The sequence below is a fragment of the Streptomyces sp. NPDC027189 genome, from assembly GCF_055566975.1.
The window spans coordinates 1,871-4,357 of the sequence record NZ_JBVHRI010000070.1 but is presented as its reverse complement, the minus strand read 5'-3'; the positions used below and the strand labels follow the sequence as shown (position 1 = coordinate 4,357).

Below are 2,487 nucleotides of genomic sequence, written 5' to 3'. Positions count from 1 at the left end.
GACCGATGGCAGTGCGCCATGAGGCGCCTTGTCGTATCCCCGATTTAGTCGGGAAGAATTTGGAGGGAGGTTCTTGGGTCTGATGGCTTACCTAATCCGGAAACGGTGATGGGACCGCAGCATGCCAGGAAATCGACGGCCGGGCTCAGGCATTGGAGACGGGGCGTCGAGGGACCCGCGTGACACGGTGAAAGCTGGATTGCCTGAACCCCAATCTCCAGAAGACTGAAGGTCAAGTCCGTCGGAAAAATGCCTGACACCGACGCCGCACCCTGCGACGGCTTGATGCCAGTGGCCGACGCAACCTCCGGAGTGCGGAGCGATGCCCAACGAGGGCATTCAAGGAGATGAGTGGGGCACCTACATCACGCTAGGACGTACGACAAGGACGAACATGGGATCGCCTACGGGAAGAGATCTTCCTATGGCGACGGAGGCCCCGTAGTAGTCGCCGGAGTCACGACCGGCCAAGGAGGACGGGAAAGCCGTCCGCATCGGGCGAAGGGGGCCAGGTGATCGGACACCACAGAATCGGGAGGTATGCGTAATGCAGAGCGCCGAAACGGTGCTGGGTGTCCTCCGTGAACGCGGCAGGCGTGGCCTGCCGTGCAATGAACTGTATCGACAGCTCTTCAATCCGCAGTTGTATCTACTGGCCTATGGACGTCTGTACTCCAACAAGGGAGCGATGACGCCCGGGGTCAACGGGGAGACCGTGGACGGCATGTCGCTGGGCAAGATTGAGCACGTCATCGACGCACTGCGCCACGAGCGCTACCGGTGGAGCCCAGCTCGCAGGGTCTACATCCCGAAGGGGCGGGGCAGCGCAAAGCTGCGGCCGCTCGGCCTGCCGCCCTGGAGCGACAAGCTCGTCGGCGAGGTGATCCGCCTACTGCTTGAGGCGTATTACGAGCCGACGTTCTCCGACTCCTCCCACGGTTTCCGTCCCCACCGGGGCTGCCATACCGCGTTACGCGATGTGGTCAATACCTGGACCGGGACAGCCTGGTTCATCGAAGGAGACATCGCCCAGTGTTTCGACCGGCTTGACCACGAGGTCATGCTTCGCATCCTGGGCAAGAAGATCCGAGACAACCGGTTCCTTCGGCTGATGCGGAACATGCTTAGGGCCGGATACATGGAGGACTGGGTCTGGAATGCCACGCACAGTGGTAGCCCGCAGGGCGGGGTTGTCTCACCGATCCTGTCCAATATTTACCTACACAGGATGGATGAGTACATCGAGAAGGTTCTTATCCCGGAGTACACCCGGGGACGTGTCAGAAAACCGAACCGCGCCTTTCATCGGGTGTGGGCGGCGATGGCGAGCGCCCGCAAGCGCGGCGACCAAACCAAGGTGCGGGAACTGCGCAAGCAACTCCACAGCATGCCCAGCATGGATACTCAGGATCCCGGCTACCGGCGGTTGAGGTATGTGCGTTATGCCGACGACACCCTCCTCGGGTTCGCCGGACCGAAGGCAGAAACCGAAGAAATCAAAGAGCGTTTGGCCCGGTTCCTGCGGGACGATCTCAAGCTGGAACTGTCGCCGGAGAAGACGCTCATCACGCACGCCCGGACCGGGGCGGCGAGGTTCCTCGGCTACGACATCACCGTGCTTCACAACGACCGCAAGGTCTCCGGCAGACGGCGCTCTGTCAATGGGACTGTCGGCTTGCGTGTCCCTCGTTCGGTGGTATCTGCCAAGCAAGCCCAGTACAAGGAGCGTGGGAAACCCGCGCGCCGCCCCGAGCTGCTGAACCAGGACGACCACGTCATCATCAGCACCTACGGGTCGGAGTACCGCGGCATCGTCCAGTACTACCTGATGGCCGGCGATGTCTTCCGACTCGCCCGGCTGCAATGGGTCATGGAGACCTCGATGTTGATGACGCTCGCCAACAAGCACCGCTCGTCGGTGTCGAAGATGGCCCGCAAGTACGCGACCACCGTCGAGACACCGTTCGGGCCGCGCAAGTGCTTCGAGGCCCGCGTCGAACGCACCGGCAGGAAGCCACTGGTCGGACGGTTCGGCGGAATCCCGCTGCGACAGAACAAGAAGACGGTCATCACCGACCGTCGGCTGGCCCCGGTCAACACCAAACGCAAGGAGCTGGTCACCCGGCTCCTGGCCGGGCGGTGCGAGGCGTGCGGACGCGTCGACAAGGTGGAAGTCCATCACGTCGCCAAACTCGCCGACCTCGGACGATCCGGACACCGGCCGCCGTGGGCAGATCTCATGGCCGCAAGACACCGCAAAGCCCTCGTGGTCTGCGGGAGTTGTCACGCGGACATCCACGGTGCAACACATCTGCCAGCAGTCACGGACTAGTCACCGGAGAGCGACGTGCGGTGAAAGTCGCACGCGTCGTTCGGGCTGGGGGTCGTGGGAAAAGGACCTGCTCAGCAGGCACCTCGCCGACGGCCCACCAGTACTCTCTGGCACAACCTGGGAGAAGCCGCCGAGAAGTGCGTCTACCGGCACCA

General features: G+C 62.8%; 1 protein-coding gene. It reads left to right on the top strand.

Annotated features, from left to right (window positions below):
• Positions 1-547: 547 nt before the first annotated feature.
• The gene (locus ACZ4RZ_RS50110) at positions 548-2,332 is read left to right on the top strand and encodes a reverse transcriptase/maturase family protein (RefSeq protein ID WP_467754342.1); all 1,785 of its coding nucleotides are present in this window, start codon (positions 548-550) and stop codon (positions 2,330-2,332) included.
• The last annotated feature ends 155 nt before the right edge of the window (positions 2,333-2,487 follow it).

Bases quoted from the DNA above. Each gene is read 5' to 3' on its own strand.
- ACZ4RZ_RS50110 (WP_467754342.1), top strand. From the start codon at position 548: ATGCAGAGCGCCGAAACGGTGCTGGGTGTCCTCCGTGAACGCGGCAGG.